This window comes from Pseudomonas sp. NPDC087029, from assembly GCF_044745345.1.
Classification (GTDB): Bacteria; Pseudomonadota; Gammaproteobacteria; order Pseudomonadales; family Pseudomonadaceae; genus Aquipseudomonas; species Aquipseudomonas faucium.
The window spans coordinates 1-20,026 of the sequence record NZ_JBIVAB010000004.1 but is presented as its reverse complement, the minus strand read 5'-3'; the positions used below and the strand labels follow the sequence as shown (position 1 = coordinate 20,026).

At 63.7% G+C, this 20,026-nt stretch carries 18 protein-coding genes; 3 read left to right on the top strand and 15 right to left on the bottom strand.

The annotated features are described in order from the left end of the window. Nucleotides 1-61: 61 nt before the first annotated feature. The 5 genes from ACIPG5_RS08330 to ACIPG5_RS08310 all read right to left on the bottom strand — a co-directional run bounded on the left by ACIPG5_RS08330 (nt 62) and on the right by ACIPG5_RS08310 (nt 6,715). Complete coding sequence (locus ACIPG5_RS08330; protein WP_176515894.1) at nt 62-1,084, bottom strand: DUF5924 family protein; 1,023 nt, start codon at nt 1,082-1,084, stop codon at nt 62-64. Between the two features lie 143 nt (nt 1,085-1,227). After that, entirely contained in the window at nt 1,228-2,634 is a 1,407-nt protein-coding gene (locus ACIPG5_RS08325) for a M16 family metallopeptidase (protein WP_401374251.1), read from the bottom strand. A gap of 30 nt (nt 2,635-2,664) precedes the next feature. Further along, on the bottom strand, nt 2,665-4,323 hold the full coding sequence (locus ACIPG5_RS08320; RefSeq protein WP_176515890.1) for a Na/Pi cotransporter family protein: 1,659 nt from the start codon (nt 4,321-4,323) through the stop codon (nt 2,665-2,667). A 240-nt stretch (nt 4,324-4,563) separates the two neighbouring features. Beyond that, a complete protein-coding gene (locus ACIPG5_RS08315) occupies nt 4,564-5,334 on the bottom strand; it encodes a TerC family protein (protein WP_176515888.1) in 771 nt (256 codons plus the stop codon). A 73-nt stretch (nt 5,335-5,407) separates the two neighbouring features. Then, on the bottom strand, nt 5,408-6,715 hold the full coding sequence (locus ACIPG5_RS08310) for a CitMHS family transporter (RefSeq protein WP_401374247.1): 1,308 nt from the start codon (nt 6,713-6,715) through the stop codon (nt 5,408-5,410). Between the two features lie 266 nt (nt 6,716-6,981). Here ACIPG5_RS08310 and ACIPG5_RS08305 point away from each other — a divergent pair, with 266 nt between their 5' ends. Continuing rightward, a complete protein-coding gene (locus tag ACIPG5_RS08305) occupies nt 6,982-7,383 on the top strand; it encodes a GFA family protein (protein WP_176515884.1) in 402 nt (133 codons plus the stop codon). 100 nt (nt 7,384-7,483) lie between these two features. Here the strand turns inward: ACIPG5_RS08305 and ACIPG5_RS08300 are convergent, their stop codons facing one another. The 10 genes from ACIPG5_RS08300 to ACIPG5_RS08255 all read right to left on the bottom strand — a co-directional run bounded on the left by ACIPG5_RS08300 (nt 7,484) and on the right by ACIPG5_RS08255 (nt 17,272). Continuing rightward, nucleotides 7,484-9,442 carry a DUF4105 domain-containing protein gene (locus tag ACIPG5_RS08300; RefSeq protein WP_401374243.1) on the bottom strand — a complete coding sequence of 653 codons (1,959 nt, stop codon included), beginning with the start codon at nt 9,440-9,442 and terminating at the stop codon, nt 7,484-7,486. Further along, on the bottom strand, nt 9,439-9,759 hold the full coding sequence (locus ACIPG5_RS08295) for a DUF2388 domain-containing protein (RefSeq protein WP_176515880.1): 321 nt from the start codon (nt 9,757-9,759) through the stop codon (nt 9,439-9,441). The genes ACIPG5_RS08300 and ACIPG5_RS08295 overlap by 4 nt, the downstream gene beginning before the upstream one ends. A 36-nt stretch (nt 9,760-9,795) precedes the next feature. Beyond that, complete coding sequence (locus tag ACIPG5_RS08290) at nt 9,796-10,089, bottom strand: DUF2388 domain-containing protein (protein WP_176515878.1); 294 nt, start codon at nt 10,087-10,089, stop codon at nt 9,796-9,798. Nucleotides 10,090-10,188: 99 nt separating this feature from the next. Further along, the gene (locus tag ACIPG5_RS08285; RefSeq protein WP_176515876.1) at nt 10,189-10,506 is read right to left on the bottom strand and encodes a DUF2388 domain-containing protein; all 318 of its coding nucleotides are present in this window, start codon (nt 10,504-10,506) and stop codon (nt 10,189-10,191) included. Nucleotides 10,507-10,811: 305 nt separating this feature from the next. Next, nucleotides 10,812-11,027, bottom strand: coding sequence for a DUF1127 domain-containing protein (locus tag ACIPG5_RS08280; protein WP_176515874.1), 216 nt, complete (start codon nt 11,025-11,027; stop codon nt 10,812-10,814). 344 nt (nt 11,028-11,371) lie between these two features. Next, nucleotides 11,372-12,865, bottom strand: a complete 1,494-nt coding sequence (locus ACIPG5_RS08275; RefSeq protein ID WP_176515872.1) for an acetyl-CoA hydrolase/transferase family protein — start codon at nt 12,863-12,865, stop codon at nt 11,372-11,374. Between the two features lie 181 nt (nt 12,866-13,046). Beyond that, nucleotides 13,047-14,483, bottom strand: a complete 1,437-nt coding sequence (locus ACIPG5_RS08270; protein WP_176515870.1) for an NAD(P)(+) transhydrogenase (Re/Si-specific) subunit beta — start codon at nt 14,481-14,483, stop codon at nt 13,047-13,049. 2 nt (nt 14,484-14,485) lie between these two features. Beyond that, on the bottom strand, nt 14,486-14,800 hold the full coding sequence (locus ACIPG5_RS08265; RefSeq protein ID WP_003256966.1) for an NAD(P) transhydrogenase subunit alpha: 315 nt from the start codon (nt 14,798-14,800) through the stop codon (nt 14,486-14,488). 11 nt (nt 14,801-14,811) lie between these two features. Next, a complete protein-coding gene (locus ACIPG5_RS08260) occupies nt 14,812-15,933 on the bottom strand; it encodes a Re/Si-specific NAD(P)(+) transhydrogenase subunit alpha (RefSeq protein ID WP_176515868.1) in 1,122 nt (373 codons plus the stop codon). 412 nt (nt 15,934-16,345) lie between these two features. Next, nucleotides 16,346-17,272: a LysR family transcriptional regulator gene (locus ACIPG5_RS08255; RefSeq protein WP_401374237.1), complete on the bottom strand. Its 927-nt coding sequence runs from the start codon at nt 17,270-17,272 to the stop codon at nt 16,346-16,348. 163 nt (nt 17,273-17,435) lie between these two features. Between ACIPG5_RS08255 and ACIPG5_RS08250 the strand changes: the two genes are divergently transcribed. Both ACIPG5_RS08250 and ACIPG5_RS08245 read left to right on the top strand, forming a co-directional pair. After that, on the top strand, nt 17,436-18,617 hold the full coding sequence (locus ACIPG5_RS08250) for an acyl-CoA dehydrogenase (protein WP_176515865.1): 1,182 nt from the start codon (nt 17,436-17,438) through the stop codon (nt 18,615-18,617). 14 nt (nt 18,618-18,631) lie between these two features. Then, nucleotides 18,632-19,852 carry a CaiB/BaiF CoA transferase family protein gene (locus ACIPG5_RS08245; RefSeq protein ID WP_401374234.1) on the top strand — a complete coding sequence of 407 codons (1,221 nt, stop codon included), beginning with the start codon at nt 18,632-18,634 and terminating at the stop codon, nt 19,850-19,852. Nucleotides 19,853-20,026 lie beyond the last annotated feature (174 nt).

The window sequence follows — 20,026 nt, the reverse complement described above, 5'->3', positions numbered from 1 at the left end:
TGCCTGTCTTGGCCCCATCGCCGGCTTGCCGGCGATGGGGCTGCAAAGCAGCCCTTTTGCATCAGCCCGCCGGGGCGTCGTCGACCACCTTGAAGCGCAGCACGCCGATCACCTGGCCATCCTCGGTCAGCACCCGCACCTGCCACTTGCCCACCGGGTTGGGCGGGAAGTTCTGCTTGTGGGTCCAGGCCCGGTAGCCTTCCTTGCGCCCGCCGTGGATATCCAGGGCAATGCGGTCGACCTCCTGGCCGTCCTTCTGCCACACGTGGTAGATGCGCTCGTTGAGCCCGCGCGGTGCGTTGATGGCGGTATAGGCATACAGGCCGGCGCTGCGGATGCGGCTGGCGGCGATTTCTTCCAGCGACTCGCCGGGCTGGCGATTGAGCACTTCGGTGCTGACCGCCACCTCGGTCATCCACAAAGTCGCCGGCGGCACCCACGAGCGCAGCAGCCAGCCGCCGCCGCCCACGGCCAGGGTCACCAGCACCAGCGCCACGCCACGGCGCCAGGTACTGATCGGGAAGCTGCTGATCAGGCTGGGGAACGACAGCGCCATCGCCGCGATCAACGCCAGCTTGAAGCTTTGCGCGGTGGTCAGGTGCAGGATGATCGGCAGCGCGGTCAGCAGCGCCGCGAACAGCGTCAGGGTGTGAAACGCCATGAACAGCCAGCGCCGCGGCGCCAGCCACTTGTAGTACAGCGGGTCGATGATCGACACCAGCCCGGCAGCGCCGAGCAGGCCGGTGAACACCAGCTGCAGGCTGTTCCAGGTGGTGGTGATGAAGAAGAACGGCAAGACGAAGAACAGGCTTTCCTGGTGGATCATCTGCGTCGCGTAGCGCAGCAGCGGTTGTGGGATCTCGCGTTTGAATGTGCGGGCGAACAGGCCGGTGAGGGCGTTCTCCAGCATCAGCCAGACCCAGCTGACCAGCAACAGGATGGCGACCCAGCTGGCCAGGCCGGCCTGGCGGTCGACCAGGATGAAGCTGCCGATGCCAGAGAGAAAACCGCCGAGGGCGATGACGCCGGGGTAGCGTTTGAGCAGTTCGATGACGCGCTGGACGAAATGGGGGATAGGGGGCATTGGGGCTGCAACGATTTTAGGGAAAGGCTGCCGGCCCTATCGCTCGCAAGCCAGCTCCCACAAAACGCCACTGCCTGTGGTTTTCCCTGTGGGAGCCGGCTTGCCGGCGATAGGGCCGGTACTGGCAAAAGGATACCGCCGAACTACCGCTCCCGTGTAGCACCACTCGGCCGTCGGGGCGTGTGATGCCGCCAGCGCAGCAGCCCAGCCGCGAGGATCACCCCCACCAGCAGCGCAATCAGCCCGTACAACTCGTCATACCCCAGCAATGGCTTCTCGATCCGCAGGTAGCCCTGGTCCTTGAGCAATTGCTTGAGCGCATCGTTGGCCTGGGCCAGGCTCACCTGGCGCAGCTTGCGCGCCGGGTCGGTAAAGCGCCCGTTGCTGTAGTCGTTCAGCGCGCCCCAGTAGTAGTCGGCCAGCGCACTGTTGCCCTGGCTGCTCCAGCTCTCCTTGGCCACGGCGGCATCCTTGATGCGGGCGAAGGTCTCCGGGTCGAGGCCTTGCTCGCGCAAGTGGTCGAACAGTTGCTGCATCACCTTGACCGCTGCATCGATGTCGTCGCGTTCGAGGTCGGCATTGAAACTGAGCATGCCGCTGTCGCCAAAGCTCTCGCGCTGCACCGAGGGGCCATAGGACAGGCCGTTGCGCAGCCGCAGCTGGTCGTACAGCGCCCAGTCCAGGTAGCGCGAGAGCAGGTCGAGGGTCTGCTGGTGGTCGTTGTCCAGCACCGGCTCGATGAACAGCCAATGCAGCTTGGCGCTGTCGCCCAGCACGCCGCGGCTCAGGTCGCGGCGTTGTTCGGCCTGCTGGCTGATGCTTTCGAGGTTGCGCCGCTCTTCAGGCTCGGTGGCCGGTAGTTCGCCATAGGTGCGCTCCAGGTAGGCCGGCAGCAGGCGGTCGAGGCCGCCGACCATGATCAGGGTCATGTTGTTGGCGGCATACCAGCGGTCACGCAGGGCCTGCACCTGCTCCAGGGTCATGTCGTCGAGGTTGGAGCGCTCGGGGCATTTCAGGCCCAGCTCGGTGGCCAGCTGGTCACTGGCGGGGTGGCCGATGTCCTGGCGGTCGAGCCAGCGCTGCAGGTGGCCGTAGTGGCCGCCATCCTCGCGCTCGATGATGCGCTTGGCGGTGGCCAGGCTCTTGGCGTCGATGCGGGTATCGCGAAGCACCGCCAGCAGCAGGTCGAGGACCTTGCGCTGGTTGCGCGCCGGCGCTTCGATGACGAAGGTGGTGTCGGCGCTGCTGGTGTAGGCGTTCCACTCCCCGCCCAGCGACTGCAGGCGCTCTTCGAGGCCGCCTTCGCCGGTTTCGTCGATGCCGCTGAACAGCAGGTGTTCGAGCAGGTGCGGCAGTTCTTTCTGCTCGCAGTCGAAGTCGTCCAGGCCAACCCCCACCACCAGGCGGATGGCGACATGGTCGCGCTCGTAGCCGGGCTTGAGGATCACCTGCAGGCCGTTGGGCAACAGGTAGCCCTCGACCCGCGAACGATCGAGGGCAAGCGTGGGCAGGCTGCAGATCAGCAGGCAAACGAACATCAGGCAACGCATGGGCGAGCGTGTGTCTCCGGGTAGGCAGGGTCAGGACAGGCGGGCTTCGTCCGGTACCGCGTCGAGCATCAGCCCGCCGGTGTCCGAGCCACCCAGTACCACATAGGCACTGCTGCAGAACAAAGAGTTCAACCGCTTCATGTCGGCGATCAGCTCCAAGTGTAGCGAACTGGTCTCGATACTCTGCACCACCTTGCGTTGCAGGCGGCTGACATGGGCGTGCGCCAGGCGCCGCTCCTGGGCGCGGAAGCGGCGTTTTTCGCGCAACAGCAGCTGCGCGCTCTCGGGGTCGGCGCTGAGGAACACCGACAGGCCCAGGCGCAGGTTGGCCAGCAATTGCTCCTGCAGGCCGGTGAGCTCCTCCAGGCCGACCTGGGAAAACTCCCGGCGCTGGCTGGTCTTCTGCTGCTGCACCTTGCGCAGCATGCGCTCGATCAGGTCGCAGGCGAGCTTGAGGTTGATCGCCAGCTCGATGATCTCGGCCCAGCGCCGGTTGTCCTGGTCGCTGAGGTCTTCCCGGGGCATCTGCGCCAGGTACAGCTTGATCGCGCTGTACAAGGCCTCGCCGTCCTCGCCCAGGGCGCGCACCTGCTGCGGCATGGCGGTGTGGGTGCCGCGCAGGGCGCCGAGCATGGCTTCGAGCAGGCTGTCGACGATATCGCCCAGGCGCAGCGTTTCGCGCGCCGCGTTGGCCAGGGCCAGGCTCGGGGTGGTGAGCGCCGAGGCATCGAGGTGGCGCGGGCGCACCTGGCCGTTGCCGACTTCGCGCTCGGGCAGCAGGCGGTTGCACAGGCGGCCCATGGGGTTGACCGTGGGCAGCATGATCAGGCAGCGCAAGGTGTTGTAGAGCAGGTGGAAGCCGATCACCAGCTCCTGCGGGCTGAAGCTCAGCGAATCCATCCACTCCACCAGCGGGTGCAGCACCGGGATGATCAAAAGCAGCCCGATCAGCTTGTACAACAGGCTGCCCAGGGCCACGCGGCGGCCGGCGGCGTTCTGCATGCTGGTGCTGAGAAATGCCAGCAGGCCGCTGCCGATGTTGGCGCCGACCACCAGGCCGATGGCCACCGGCAGGCTGATCACCTCGGCGCCGGCCAGGGTCGCGGTCAGCAGCACTGCGGCAAGGCTCGAGTAGGAAATCATGGCGAACAGCGCGCCGACCAGGGCATCGAGCAGGATGTCGCCGGTCAGCGAGGCGAACAGCACTTTCACGCCCTGGGCATGGGTGATGGGCGCGGCGGCCTGCACGATCAGCTGCAGGGCCAGGATGATCAGGCCCAGGCCGATGGCCACCCGCCCCAGCTGGCCGGCACGCGTCTGCTTGCGCGAGAGGAAGAAGATCACGCCAAGGAACACCAGCAGCGGCGACAGCCACGACAAGTCCAGGGTGAGCACCCGCGCCATCAGCGCGGTACCCACGTCGGCGCCGAGCATGATCGCCAGGGCCGGGGTCATGGCCATCAGGCCCTGGCCGACGAAGGAGGTCACCAGCATCGCGGTGGCGTTGCTGCTCTGCACCACGGCCGTGACCACGATGCCGGCGATGAACGCCAGTGGCCGCCGGTTCATGTTCTGGCCGAGCACCCGGCGCAGGTTGGAGCCGAACACCCGCAGGATGCCGGTACGCACGATATGAGTGCCCCACACCAGCAAAGCCACGGCGGAGAGCAGGTTGAGCAGGGTCAGCATGGTCGAGCCCCCCTTTTTATCCGGGCTCCAGAAGCGGAGCCAAATGGGTGAAGCCGTGAGCCTGGCCCGGGGGTGGGCGTTTTTATCCAGTGCTCACTCAAGCTTTAGTTGTTTTGCGGACCTCGCGCCAGCTTGGCACGCTCTGCAGCTATTTGAAATATTTCCGTCATGAAGCTTGTGATGAAAACCCGGGCATGAAAAAAGGCCCCGAAGGGCCTTTTTCTGCAGCGCTTCCAGGGCTTATTGACCTGGAATGTCCTTGCGCAGTTTCACCGGGTCGTGGTCCTTGCCCGCTTTACGCGCCATGGCCGTGCGCATCTTGATGTTGATCGCCTCCACCGCCAGCGAGAACGCCATGGCGAAGTACACGTAGCCCTTGGGCACATGCACGTCGAAGGCTTCGGCGATCAGCACGGTGCCGACGACGATCAGGAACGACAGCGCGAGCATCTTCAGCGACGGGTGCTTGTCGATGAAATTGCTGATGGCGCCGGCGCACAGCATCATCACCAGCACCGCCACGACGATCGCGGCAATCATCACCGGCACGTGCGAAACCATGCCCACCGCGGTGATCACCGAGTCCAGCGAGAACACGATGTCGATGATGGCGATCTGGATGATGGTGTAGAAGAACTTGCCGCCCGCGCCCTTGGGCGCATCGCTGCTTTCGTCTTCGCCTTCCAGGCCGTGGTAGATCTCCTGGGAGCTTTTCCACAGCAGGAACAGGCCGCCGAAGAACAGGATCAGGTCACGCCCGGAAATGCCCTGGCCGAAGACCACGAACAAGTCGGCGGTCAGGCGCATGACCCAGGTGATCGACAGCAGCAGCATGATGCGGGTGACCATCGCCAGCGCCAGGCCGAAGATCCGCGTGCGCGGCTGCATGTGCTTGGGCATGCGGCTGACCAGGATCGAGATCATGATGATGTTGTCGATACCGAGAACGATCTCAAGCGCTGTAAGGGTAAAAAAGGCAACCCAGATTTCCGGGCTGGTCAGCCATTCCATGTGTACTTCCTTCGAACGGTAATGGCGAAACGCCCAGGAACGGGCGTTTCGCGTTGGGGTGGTGCGTACTTGATTAAAGACTACTGAACAGCGGGAAAATGCCCATCATCAGCGCGGCGGCCATTATGCACAGGCAGACCAGCACTGCCCACTTGAGGGTGAAGCGCTGGTGGTCGCCGAATTCGATACCGGCCAGGGCTACCAGCAGGTAGGTGGAGGGTACCAGCGGGCTCAGCAGGTGTACCGGTTGCCCGACGATCGACGCGCGGGCCATTTCCACCGGGCTGATGCCGTAGTGGCTGGCCGCTTCCGACAGCACCGGCAGCACGCCGTAGTAGAACGCATCGTTGGACATGAAGAAGGTGAACGGCATGCTCACGATCGCGGTAATCACCGCCAGGTAAGGGCCCAAGGCTTCCGGGATGACTGCCAGCAGGCTCTTGGACATGGCTTCGACCATGCCGGTACCCGACAGGATGCCGGTGAAGATGCCGGCCGCGAAGATCAGCCCGGTCACGGCCAGCACGCTGCCGGCATGGGCGGCGATGCGGTCTTTCTGCTGTTGCAGGCAGGGGTAGTTGACGATCATGGCGATACTGAAGGCGATCATGAACAACACCGGCAGCGGCAGCAGGCCGGCGATCAGCGCGACCATCAGCACCGCGGTCAGTGCGCCGTTGAACCACAGCAGCTTGGGCCGGCGCGCTTCGGGGAACTGCGAGACGCTGATTTCACTGTGGTCGATGTCGTCGGTGGGCAGGTGCAGCTCGCCCAGGCGGGCGCGCTCGCGCTTGCCGTACAGGTAGGCGATGCCCAGGATCGCGACGACGCCGAACAGCATGGCCGGGATCATCGGCACGAAGATGTCCGACGGGTCCACGTGCAGGGCGCTGGCGGCGCGGGCGGTCGGGCCGCCCCAGGGGGTCATGTTCATCACCCCGCCGGCCAGGATGATCAGGCCGGCCATGATCCGCGGGCTCATGCCCAGGCGGCTGTACAGCGGCAGCATGGCGGCGCAGCAGATCATGTAGGTGGTGGCGCCATCGCCGTCGAGCGACACCACCAGGGCCAGCACGGCGGTGCCGACCGAGACTTTCAGCGGGTCACCCTTGACCAGCTTGAGGATCTTGCGCACGGCCGGGTCGAACAGGCCGGAGTCGATCATCAGGGCGAAATACAGAATGGCGAACATCAGCATCACGCCGGTGGGCGCGAGCTTGCTGATGCCTTCGAGCATCATTGGGCCGATCTTGGCGGAAAAACCACCGAACAGGGCGAACAGGATCGGTACCAGGATCAGCGCGATCAAGGCCGACAGGCGCTTGGTCATGATCAGGTACATGAAGGTGATGACCATGGCAAAGCCGAGGAAGGTCAGCATGGCAGTACTCCAGGCGTGGCGCGGCGAAAGAAAAGGCTGTTCGGGCGGATCAGCGCGAGGGGCGCTGCGCAGGGAGCACGCGGAGGGAGGCTGCGAAAAGGCGGGCACAGAAGAACATCGGAATCACCATTGTTGTTGTTGATTGGGCCGGGCGCGGAAAAATCCGGGTGCCCTGGCTAACCGGTCTGCTGCCGGTGGTGGCGGCTATCCTAGGGGGGCAAGCTTTCAGCCAGCTTTCGCCGCAAAAAGGGCGACAGGAGGTAGTGATGCCGGATGTAACCGAGGGAGGCTGCCATTGCGGCGCCTTGCGCTATCGGCTTCAGGGCGAGTTGACGGACATCGCCCATTGCCATTGTTCGATCTGCCGGCGGGTCAGTGGAGGGCTGGTGGTGACCTGGCTCACCCTGCCCCGCTCGGGGTTTCGCTGGATGGCTGGGCGGCCGCAATGCTATGTGGCGCCGGCCAGCTGCAAGCGCTATTTCTGCGGGGAATGCGGGGCGCATGTGGCGTTGGTGACCGAGCACAGCCCGGGCAGCATCGATGTGACGGTGGGGACGCTGGATCATCCTGAGCAGGTGCGGGCGGCGCGGCATATCTGGACCAGCAGCCGGTTGCCCTGGGTGCATCTGGATGAGCAGTTGCCGGGAGAGGCCGAGGAGCAGCTGTAAGCCTTGTGGTGTGCTCTCGGGCTCCATCGCCGGCAAGCCGGCTCCCACGATCAAGGCACCTGTGGGAGCTGGCTTGCCAGCGATGGGGCCAGAACAGGTACTACGGCAGCTCCAGGCCTCCAGCTGCCTTGTGCAGTGCCCGCAGGTGCTCGCCGACCATCTTCACATTGGCCTCGACGGCAGCGATTTCCTTGGCCCGCGAAGGCTCCAGCAGCGCCCTCACCTCTTTGTCCAGGTCGGTGCTCAGCCTCAGCAACTGCGCCTGGCGCTCGCTGCTGACCTTCTCCAGGTGCTTGCGCTCATCCGGCTGCGGCAGCCCATAGCCGCCAGCATCGAGCAACTCTGCCGGGCGGCTGAGGAAGCCGCTGTTGGCGAGCATCTGCTGCAGGGTGTCGTTGGCCTTGTCGATGGTGCCGTCCTTGAGCGCGGCGGCATTCAGGTAACGCTGCTTCACTTCGTCCTGGGCCAGCAGCAACTGCCTGCGCAGGCTCGCCTGCTCCAGCAGCAGCAACGCCGCGCTGGTGCGCAGATTGGCCTGGGCGAACCAGTTGCGGCGCTGTTCGGCGCCCTGCTCCAGCCAGTCCTCGACCTTGTCCTGCTTGATCGGCAGCTGCTGCTTGAGCACCTCGAACATGGCCTGGTAACGGTCACGGTAGGAGTCGAAGCGGTAGCCCAGGCGCAAGGCCTCGCGCGGGTTGTCGAGCACGCTGGTGTCGGCCAGCCCCCTGGCCTTGAGCACCTCGAGCAGGCCATTGGGCATGATGCTGTCGAGGTCGTTCAGGCGCGGGTTGCCGGTGCCGCTGCGCAACAGCTTCAACGACTCCACCGCGCAGTTGTTGGACAGGAAGTAGTAGTTGCCGTCGTAGCTCCAGTGCATCTCGGCGGCCTGGCGCACCAGGTTCTCGATTTCGCGGCGGTCGAGTTTCAATGGAACCGATGCGAGGCTGCGCAGTTCGGTCTTGGTGTATTCATCGATGACCTGGTTGAGGGGCAACACGAACAACCGCGACGGGTAGGAGCCGACCAGGCCGTCCCAGCTGGAGAGCTGCACATCGTTGACGAAGGCGCGGTACGACAGCACCAGGTGCTGGTCGAGGTCCAGGCGGCAGTCCGGCCCGCGTGGCCGGCCGGGCTTGCAGATGACCAGGCGCAGCATGCTGTGGCCCCAGCGGCTGACCCAGTTCTGGTTGGCCTCGGCCAGCAGGTAGTCCACTTCATAGACCCGCTCGGGGTCGATCTCGCCCAGCGGCTGGCGGGCGAAATCACTGCCAGCGTTGAGAAATGGCAGGCCCTTGGCGCAGCTGTCTTGCGCGGGCGCCCAGCCGAAGTGGTCGCGCAGGTACTGGTTCAGGGCCGGGCGGCGGCAGCCGTAGCTCGGGTCGAGGAGGAAATACTCCATGTTGACCGCGATGAATTCCTTGGGGCTGCTCAGCTCGTAGCTGTCGGGGCTGCGCACGAACTGGCCATTGTGCTGCTCGCGCTCGCCGCGGCGGCCGACGTATTGCTGCCATCCGGCCAGGTCGAGCAGGCGTGGGTCATCGCTGAGGGTGAAGCGCCGCTCGGCCTGGCCGCGGCAGTCTTCCGGCAGCCCGACCCTGCCCAGGGTGCCCTGCTGGCGCATGCAGCGGGTGATCTTCGAGCGTTCGGCGCCGGGCCACAGCCGTGCGCGGTCGTAGATGTGGGTGAGTTCGTGCAGCACGGTGGCCAGCAGCTCCTGGCGGACGGTGCCGTGGGGACGGCCGGTGGCCTGCGTCGCTGCGCTGCCGTCAGCCAGGCTCGGCAGCAGGCGGCGGTTGAGCTCAAGGGTCGAGACCAGCGACGCCTGGCCATAGGCGTCGGCGGGCATCTTGTCGGTCCAGCTGACCTGGATGCGCCGGTCCAGCTGCTGCTTGAAACGCGGCGGCAGCTTGCTCATGGCCTCGTCGAGCAGGGCCTGGGAGGCTTGCACCTGTCGTGGGTCGAGGCCGGACGCCTGCAGATCGAGCTGCAGGTCGGCCAGGGCGGGCGTGCCCAGCAGCGTGAGCACGCAGCCGAGCAGCCAGGCACGCACGCGGGTCACAGCGCCAGGATGGCTTCGGCCAGCACTTGGTCGCTGGCGCCACGCGCTTCAGGCACGCGCTCGCGCAGGGTGTCGAAGGCCGCTTCCAGTTGCGCGCCGCGGATGTCGCCGTTGCTGGCGACGAAGCTGGCGGCATCGTCATGGGCTTCGCGCACCACTTTCGAATCGCGGATGGAGGTGGTGGTGTCGGACGTGAAATCGATCGAGCGACCAAAGGCACGCACGATGATGTTGCTGGTGGCCACCAAGGTCTGTGCATGGGCCAGGTCGGCCAGCAACAGCATGCCGAGGGAAGCGGCGATCAGCGGTTTACGCATGGAGCATCTCCGAAAAATACAGGGAGTCAGGTGTGGTCATTGGACGAGAATTGCTTGCGCCAGTTCAAGGTCGCCGACGGAGTGCCGGGCACAGTTGTGGCGCAGCGCATCGAGTGCCGCCTCCAGGCGCGCACCGCGGATCAGGCCATCGGTGGCCACGAAGGCGGCGGCATCGTCGCGGGCTTGGCGAAGCAGCTTTCGGTCGAAGGGCGCGGTCGTCACCTGGCTGGTGACGTAGCCTGTGATGACCAGGCCTTGGGTAGTGGTGTCCATGGCATGGGCATTGCCCATGGCAACGGCGGCGAACAGCATCGGCAACAGATAACGCATGGGGCTACTTAACGACTGCGACTGGGCTGCTAAGGCTAAAACGAATGCGCCGGCCGCAGCCAGCGCATTCGTTTTACAGCCTGTTTATCAGATGGCTTGTCAGATAACCAGGATGGCCTGGGCCAGCTGCGCATCGCTGGCCTGCAGGGCCGGCAGCGTCGAGCGGATGTGCATGAAGGCGCTTTCCAGCTTGGCGCCGCGGATGGCGCCTTCGCTGCCGACGAAGCTGGCGGCGTCGTCGCGGGCGGCCTGGACGATCTTGTCGTCACGGAACGACGAGGTCAGGTCGGAAGTGGCGTCGGTGGATGCTGCAAAGGCGCGCACTACGGCATCGGTGGTGACGACGAAGCTGCTGGCGTGGGCGGTGCCGGCCAGGCCTAGCAACAGGGCGGCGCCGATCAGGTGTTTGCGGGACATGGTCGTGGACTCCTGGAAAAGGGTCGAGTGAATCTGCTTATCGGACGTTCACACGGTTCGTCACGGTACAGGGACAACTGGTTTTCACCAGACTGTTTAAGCCAAGCGTATCACGCGGCAGTACGTGCGGAGGTCGGCGAACGACGCTCAAAGCAACTGTATTGGTTGTTTTAGATTTTTCTAAAACTGTACCTGTAAAGATTTGCGGCGCTCTAGCACGGGGGCCGGGCAATAAAAAACCCGTTGCAGCGTCCTGCAACGGGTTTGGAATTTCGCGGTGCCAGCCGAAGCCGGCGAACCGGAGCTTAGCGCCAGAACGGCTTGCTGAGCTCTTCGTAGCGCTGCGACTCGCTGATACCGGCGTCGGCCAGCAGGCGGGAGTCCAGGCGAGCCAGTTGGCGGCGGCTGGCCATGCGGCGCTGCCACAGGAGCAGGGTCGACAGGGCGCGCAGCGGCAGCGAGGCGTTGGATTGCTGGGCGTTGCTTTCAAAAACCAGACCGGAACTGAGGGTACGTTCCATGATGCTTCATCCTTCCGCTTGTGGCGGGATTAGGTAGTGATTTAACTGGTGCCCATGATCCTCCTGTGTTGTCCATAACAGTAGATACAGTTCATGTGAAAGACGATGGCTCAGTTAACTGTGTAACCCTACTGTTGCACTCGAAATTGGCGCAACTGTACTGGTCTGCACTGTTGTAGTGCATTTTGTGGGGGTGAGGGGATTTTTCGAGGAGGAGACTGGGGTTGATACCAGTACAGTAGAACAGTTTTTTCTAGTGGAAGCTTATCGCCGGCAAGCCGGCTCCCACAGGTACAGCTTTGTCCTTGTGGGAGCCGGCTTGCCGGCGAAAAGTACTGCGTGGATCAGCTAGCCAGCATGCGGCCGCTTTCTTCCAGATTTTCGTGCCAGCTCAACGCCTCGCGCAGGATGTGCGGGGTGTGGCCGCCACGTTGGCAGGCGCGCTCGAAGTAGTCGTTCAGCGCTGCGCGGTAGTCTGGGTGCACGCAGTTGTCGATGATCGCCCGGGCACGCTCGCGAGGCGCCAGGCCACGCAGGTCGGCCAGGCCTTGCTCGGTGACGAGGATGTCCACGTCGTGCTCGGTGTGGTCGACGTGGCTGACCATCGGCACCACGCTGGAAATCGCGCCGCCCTTGGCGATCGATTTGGTGACGAACACCGCCAGGTGAGCGTTGCGAGCGAAGTCGCCGGAGCCGCCGATGCCGTTCATCATCCGGGTGCCGCACACGTGCGTGGAGTTGACGTTACCGTAGATGTCGAACTCCAGCGCCGTGTTGATGCCGATGATGCCCAGGCGGCGTACCACTTCAGGGTGGTTGGAGATTTCCTGCGGGCGCAGTACCAGCTTGTCCTTGTAGCGCTCGAGGTTGCCGAACACGTCCGCATTGCGGCGGCTCGACAGGGTGATCGAGCTGCCCGAGGCGAAGCTCAGCTTGCCGGCGTCGATCAGGTCGAAGGTCGAATCCTGCAGCACTTCGGAGTACATGGTCAGGTCTTCGAACGGCGACTCGATCAGGCCGCACATCACCGCGTTGGCAATGCTGCCGATACCGGCTTGCAGCGGGCCGAGCTTGTTGGTCATGCGGCCAGCCTGCACTTCGTTCTTGAGGAAGTTGATCAGGTGGTCGGCGATACCCTGGGTTTCGTCGTCCGGCGGCAGCACGGTGGACGGCGAGTCGGGTTGGTCGCTGATGACGATACCGACGATCTTGGCCGGGTCGATCGGGATGGCGGTGCTGCCGATGCGGTCATCGACTTTCACCAACGGGATCGGCGTGCGGGTCGGGCGGTAGGTCGGGATATAGATGTCGTGCAGGCCTTCGAGGTTGGCGTTGTGCGACAGGTTGATCTCGACGATCACTTGCTTGGCGAAGATCGCGAAGCTGGCCGAGTTGCCCACCGAGGTGGTCGGCACGATGTGGCCTTGTTCGGTGATGGCCACGGCTTCGATGACCGCGATGTCCGGCAGCTTGAGCTGCTGGTTGCGCAGTTGCTCGACGGTTTCCGACAGGTGCTGGTCGATGAACATGACCTGGCCGTCGTTGATGGCCTTGCGCAGGGTGCTGTCGACCTGGAACGGCATGCGACGCGCCAGCACGCCGGCTTCGGTCAGCTGCTTGTCGAGGTCGTTGCCCAGGCTGGCGCCGGTCATCAGGCTGATTTTCAACGGCGACAGCTTGGCGCGTTCGGCCAGGGCGTGGGGCACAGCCTTGGCTTCGCCGGCGCGGGTGAAACCGCTCATGCCGACGGTCATGCCGTCCTCGATCAGGCCAGCGGCATCAGCCGCACTCATTACCTTGCTGTGCAGGGAGGACAAGCGGATACGATCACGGTACATGGATTGTTATCTCGGGCTACAGAGGCTACTGCAGCGCAGTCTAGAGATTTCGCCCGTCGCCGTCCCACGACCATGGTCGTATGAGAAGCCTGGAAATAGAGCCGTTGATCTGGATCAGTGAAATGAAAAACCCCGGGGAATATCCGCCGGGGTTTTCATATCCGCAACGTTCGATCGCAACCTACTCGACCGCTTTGACCATATCCTCGATGACCTTCTTCGCGTCACCGAACACCATCATGGTCTTGTCCAGGTAGAACAGTTCGTTGTCCAGGCCGGCATAGCCGCTGGCCATGGAGCGCTTGTTGACGATGATGGTCTTGGCCTTGAACGCCTCCAGGATCGGCATGCCGGCGATCGGCGACTTCGGATCGTTCTTCGCCGCGGGGTTGACCACGTCGTTGGCGCCCAGCACCAGGACCACGTCGGCCTGGCCGAACTCGGCGTTGATGTCCTCCATCTCGAACACCTGGTCATACGGCACTTCGGCCTCGGCCAGCAGCACGTTCATGTGCCCGGGCATGCGCCCCGCCACCGGGTGGATCGCATACTTCACGGTCACGCCGTTGTGGGTCAGCTTCTCGGTCAGTTCCTTGAGCGCGTGCTGGGCGCGAGCCACCGCCAGGCCGTAGCCCGGCACGATGATCACGCTGTCGGCGTTGCTGAGCAGGAAGGTGGCATCGTCGGCCGAGCCGGATTTCACCGGGCGCTGCTCCTTGGCGCCTTGCGCCGCGCCGGTATCGGTATCGCCGCCGAAGCCGCCGAGGATGACGTTGAAGAACGAGCGGTTCATCGCCTTGCACATGATGTACGAGAGGATCGCACCGCTGGAGCCCACCAGGGAGCCGGCGATGATCAGCATCGAGTTGTTCAGCGAGAAGCCGATACCGGCCGCTGCCCAGCCCGAGTAGCTGTTGAGCATCGACACCACCACCGGCATGTCGGCGCCACCGATCGGAATAATGATCAGCACGCCCATGACGAAGGCCAGGATCAGCATCAGGGTGAAGGCGCTGTAGTGGCCGGTGAAGGTGAACAGCAGGCCCAGGGCGATGGTGGTCAGGCCGAGGATCAGGTTCAGCTTGTGCTGGCCGGCAAACTGTACCGGTGCGCCCTGGAACAGGCGGAACTTGTACTTGCCCGACAGCTTGCCGAAGGCGATCACCGAACCGGAGAAGGTGATGGCACCGATGGCCGCGCCCAGGAACAGTTCCAGGCGGTTGCCGGTGGGGATCGGGTCGCTGATGGCGGCGACGATGCCCATCGATTGCGGTTCGAGCACGGCGGCGATGGCGATGAACACCGCGGCCAGGCCAATCATGCTGTGCATGAAGGCGACCAGCTCGGGCATCTTGGTCATCTCGACACGCTTGGCCATGATCGAGCCAGCCGTCCCGCCAACCAGCAGGCCGACGATGACGTAGCCGATGCCGGCGGTTGCCAGTTCGGCGCCGAGCTTATAAATGAGGCCCACCGTGGTGAGGATGGCCAGCCCCATGCCGATCATGCCGAACAGGTTGCCGCGCCGCGAAGTGGTCGGGTGCGACAGGCCCTTGAGCGCCTGGATGAAGCACACCGAGGCGACGAGGTAGAGGAGCGTTACCAGATTCATGCTCATGCTTACTTCTGCGCCTCGTTCTTGGTTTTCTTCTTGAACATCTCAAGCATGCGACGGGTGACCAAAAAGCCACCGAACACGTTGACCGCGGCCAGGGCCACCGCCAGGGTGCCCATCAGCTTGCCGGCCGGGGTCACGGTCAGGGCGGCAGCCAGCATGGCACCGACGATGACGATCGCCGAGATGGCGTTGGTGACCGCCATCAGCGGAGTGTGCAGCGCCGGGGTGACGTTCCAGACCACGTGGTAGCCCACATAGATGGCCAGCACGAAGATGATCAGGTTGTAGATGCCGTGGGAAATCAGCATGTCTTCCATTGTCGTGCTCCTTAGCCGTTCTTGCGCACGACCTGGCCGTCGCGGCACATGAGGCACGCGGCGACGATGTCGTCTTCGAGGTTGATGACCAGTGCGCCGTCCTTGTCGAACAGCAGCTTCATGAAGTCCAGCAGGTTGCGCGCATACAGCGCCGACGCATCGGCGCCGACCTGGGCCGGCAGGTTGGTCGGGCCGACGATGGTCACGCCGTTCTCCATTACCACCTGGTCAGCGACCGTCAGTGGGCAGTTGCCACCTTGGGCGGCAGCCAGGTCGATGACTACCGAGCCGGGCTTCATCTGCGCCACGGTTTCGGCGCTGAGCAGCGTCGGCGCCTTGCGCCCCGGAATCAGCGCGGTGGTGATGACGATGTCGGCCTGCTTGGCGCGCTCGTGCACGGCCTGGGCCTGGCGTTGCATCCAGCTGGCGGGCATCGGCCGGGCATAGCCGCCGACCCCTTCGGCGCACTCGCGTTCTTCATCGGTTTCGTAGGGCACGTCGATGAACTTGGCGCCGAGCGATTCGATCTGCTCCTTCACCGCCGGGCGCACGTCCGAGGCTTCGATCACCGCACCCAGGCGCTTGGCCGTGGCGATGGCCTGCAGGCCCGCAACCCCGGCGCCGAGGATCAGCACCCTGGCGGCCTTCACGGTGCCGGCGGCGGTCATCAGCATGGGCATGAAGCGCGGGTAGTGGTGGGCTGCCAGCAACACGGCCTTGTAACCGGCGATGTTGGCCTGCGACGACAGCACGTCCAGGCTCTGGGCCCGGGAGGTGCGTGGCGCGGCTTCCAGGGCGAAGGCGGTGATGCCGCGCTCGGCCATCTTGCCGATCAGCTCGTTGTTGAAGGGGTTGAGCATGCCGACCAGAAGGCTGCCGCCGTTGATCTGGGCCAGCTCCTGGTCGTTGGGTGCGACCACCTTAAGAACCAGCTGGGCGCCGAAGGCATCGGCAGCGCTCCCCAGGGAAGCACCCACGGCCTCATAGGCACTGTCCGGAATGCTGGCGTTGAGCCCTGCCCCCCGTTGGACGGTGACCTGATGGCCCTGGCCAATCAGTTTCTTGAGGGTTTCTGGGGTCGCAGCGACCCTTGTCTCACCGGTCTGCGTCTCGAGAGGAACACCAATGTGCACGACTATTTCTCCTGCGGTGACCTTTATTGTCTTTATAAGAGCCCGCGCACTTCGGGTGGTGCGCAGGGTTGGCTGTTAGGCGCCAAGCCCGCCGAATCCTGGGCGGGCCGAGCATTTTGCAGACGAACCCAGGGCCCTACAACCGGTTCTGGAGCGAAACGAAGTTAAAACTACAAGTCACCCTGTGACCGTATGTCGCAACGATCTGGCCGCAGCCCGTCAAGCATGGGCTATTGGCAGATTAGGGGATTTTTTGAAATTTTTTGCGTTGATTTCGCGGATGGGCTCGCGAGTGTCGTAAAACCCTCTGAAAGCCGCGTGTTTGGCGGCTTTGGCGGGGTTTTTCGATTCACCTGAACAGTTTGTCTGTATGCGACAAAAACGTATATCTGTAGGTGTTTAAAATAATTGACTACAGCAGTCGGGAAGGCGTTGCAGCTTGGCGCGACGCGATGTACTGCTGTGCCTGTACTGCCAGCCAGTCACGAAAGGCGCGCAGGGAGGCGGATTCGACCTTGCGCTCGGGAATCATCAGATAGTAGGCCTTGTCGCTGGACAGCACGTGCCTGTTAGCGACCACCAGCCTGCCCTCCTCCAGTTCGCGCTGGATCAGGAACGGTGGAATCAGCGCCACGCCCATCTCGTGCATCGCGGCCTGGGCAAGCATGGAGAATAGTTCATAGCGCGGCCCTGTCATGTCGCCTGGCACATTCAGGCCCTGGCCGTTGAACCACTGGCGCCAGGCGTAGGGGCGTGTGGTCTGTTGCAGCAGCGGCAGGCTGGCGATGCGCTTGGCATCGAGCAGGCCCTCCCCGTCCAGCAACGCCGGGCTGCAGACCGGCAGCGGGTTTTCGCCCATCAACCATTGGGACTGGGTGCCGGACCAGTCGGCATCGCCGTAATAGATAGCCGCATCGAACGGCGTGTCGGCGAACAGGAAGGGCCGGGTGCGGTTGGTCAGGTTGACGGTGACTTCCGGGTGGCGCTGCTGGAAGTCCTTGAGCCGTGGCAGCAGCCATTGCGTGCCGAAGGTGGGCACCACGGCCAGTTCGATCACGTTGGCGCCCTGCTGGCGCATCACCGAGAGGGTGTCGCGCTCTACGGCATCTAGTTGCGTCGCGACCTGGCGGCTGTAGGACAGCCCGGCCTCGGTCAGTTTCACCCCGCGCCGTGAGCGGCGGAACAGTTCCACATTGAGGAAGTCTTCCAGGCCGCCAATCTGCCGACAGACGGCGCCCTGGGTCAGTGCCAGTTCCTGGGCGGCCTTGGTGAAGCTCTCGTGGCGGGCGGCTGCCTCGAAGCAGACCAGGGCGGTAGTGCTGGGGATCTTGCGGCGCATGTACGTCTACCTCACTTGTGGGGTTCGCCAATGCTGGGTTCTTTTTGTTTTCGAAGTGACAAAATATCACTAATGCGTGCGCATTCCTCGTTTGTCCAGGTGCCATAACAGGCCTAGGATCAATGGGCACAAGAACCTGCTCCCTATTACGAGGATTTCGCTCATGGCCGGTAAAGCAAGCTTCCACTGGATCGACCCGCTGCTGCTGGATCAGCAGCTCACTGAAGAAGAGCGCATGGTGCGTGACAGCGCTTATCAGTTCGCCCAGGACAAGCTGGCGCCGCGCGTGCTCGAGGCTTTCCGCCATGAGCAGACCGACCCTGCGATTTTCCGCGAAATGGGCGAAGTCGGCCTGTTGGGCGCGACCATCCCCGAGCAGTACGGCGGCAGCGGGCTGAACTACGTGTGCTACGGCCTGATTGCTCGCGAAGTGGAGCGTATCGATTCTGGCTACCGCTCGATGATGAGCGTGCAGTCGTCGCTGGTGATGGTGCCGATCAATGAGTTCGGTACCGAGGCGCAGAAGCAGAAGTACCTGCCCAAGCTCGCCAGTGGCGAGTGGATCGGTTGCTTCGGCCTGACCGAGCCTAACCATGGCTCCGACCCAGGTTCGATGATTACCCGGGCGAAGAAGGTCGATGGCGGCTATCGCCTGAGCGGCAGCAAGATGTGGATCACCAACAGCCCGATCGCCGATGTGTTCGTGGTCTGGGCCAAGGATGATGCCGGCGATATCCGCGGCTTCGTCCTGGAAAAGGGCTGGCAGGGCCTCAGCGCCCCGGCCATTCATGGCAAGGTCGGCTTGCGCGCTTCGATCACCGGCGAAATCGTCATGGACAACGTGTTTGTCCCTGAAGAGAACATCTTCCCTGACGTGCGTGGCCTCAAAGGCCCCTTCACCTGCTTGAACTCGGCGCGCTATGGCATCTCCTGGGGCGCCCTGGGTGCGGCGGAAGCCTGCTGGCACACCGCGCGCCAATACACCCTGGACCGCCAGCAGTTCGGCCGCCCGCTGGCAGCCAACCAGCTGATCCAGAAGAAGCTGGCCGACATGCAGACCGAAATTACCCTGGCCCTGCAAGGTTGCCTGCGTTTGGGGCGCATGAAGGATGAAGGCACTGCGGCCGTTGAAATCACCTCGATCATGAAGCGCAACTCCTGCGGCAAGGCCCTGGATATCGCGCGCATGGCCCGTGACATGCTGGGCGGCAATGGCATCTCCGACGAGTTCGGCGTGGCGCGCCACCTGGTCAACCTGGAGGTGGTCAATACCTATGAAGGTACCCATGATGTGCATGCGCTGATCCTGGGCCGTGCGCAGACTGGCATCCAGGCCTTCTACTAATAAGGAGACCGGCCATGGGTGCGCTCTCTCATCTGCGGGTGCTCGATCTCTCTCGTGTGCTGGCGGGGCCTTGGTCTGGCCAGATCCTGGCTGACCTGGGCGCTGATGTGATCAAGGTCGAGCGCCCTGGCAGTGGCGACGACACCCGTGCGTGGGGGCCGCCCTTCCTCAAGGATGCGCAGGGCGAGAATACCAGCGAGGCGGCCTACTACCTCTCGGCCAACCGCAACAAGCGCTCGGTGACCATCGACTTCACCCAGCCGGAAGGCCAGCGCCTGGTGCGCGAGCTGGCGGCCAGGTCGGATATCGTCATCGAGAACTTCAAGGTGGGCGGGCTGGCCGCCTACGGGCTGGACTACCAGAGCCTGAAGGCGGTGAACCCGAAGCTTATCTATTGCTCCATCACCGGCTTTGGGCAGACGGGCCCCTATGCCAAGCGAGCCGGCTATGACTTCATGATCCAGGGGCTGGGCGGGCTGATGAGCCTGACCGGGCGCCCGGATGGTGAAGAAGGTGCGGGGCCGGTAAAGGTCGGGGTGGCGCTGACCGACATCCTTACCGGGCTGTATTCGACCGTGGCGATCCTGGCTGCCCTCGCCCATCGTGACCAGGCCGGCGTTGGCCAGCACATTGATATGGCGTTGCTCGACGTGCAGGTGGCATGCCTGGCCAACCAGGCCATGAACTACCTGACCACGGGCAACCCGCCGCGGCGGCTTGGCAATGCGCACCCCAATATCGTCCCTTATCAGGACTTCCCGACGGCGGATGGTGATTTCATTCTCACCGTGGGTAACGATGGGCAGTTCCGCAAGTTTGCCGAAGTGGCTGGCCAGCCGCAGTGGGCGGACGACCCGCGCTTTGCGACCAACAAGCAGCGGGTGGCCAATCGCGCCGAGCTGATTCCGTTGATCCGCCAGGCTACGGTGTTCAAGACCACGGCTGAGTGGGTGCAGCAGCTGGAGGCTGCAGGGGTGCCCTGTGGGCCGATCAATGACCTGGCGCAGATGTTTCAGGACCCCCAGGTGGTAGCGCGCGGCTTGGCGGTGACCTTGCCGCATGTGTTGGCGGGCAGCGTGCCGCAGGTGGCTAGCCCTATTCGGCTGTCGGAAACCCCTGTGGAATATCGGCATGCGCCACCTTTGCTGGGTGAGCATACCGAGGTGGTGCTGGCCGATGTGCTGGGGCTGGATGCCGGTAGCTTGCAACGCTTGCGAGATGCTGGGGTGCTTTAGCTTTATAGGGATGTACTGAAAAGCCGGGAGGCCGTCAGGCCTCCCTGCTTCGCTTTTCAGCGATATTGAGGTTTCTTGGAATTAAGCCTTGACGGGCTTTCGAATCCCCTTATAATGCGCCCCACTTCCAGCGTAGTCGGAACGAGAAACTCCTTGAGATTCAATGAGTTACTT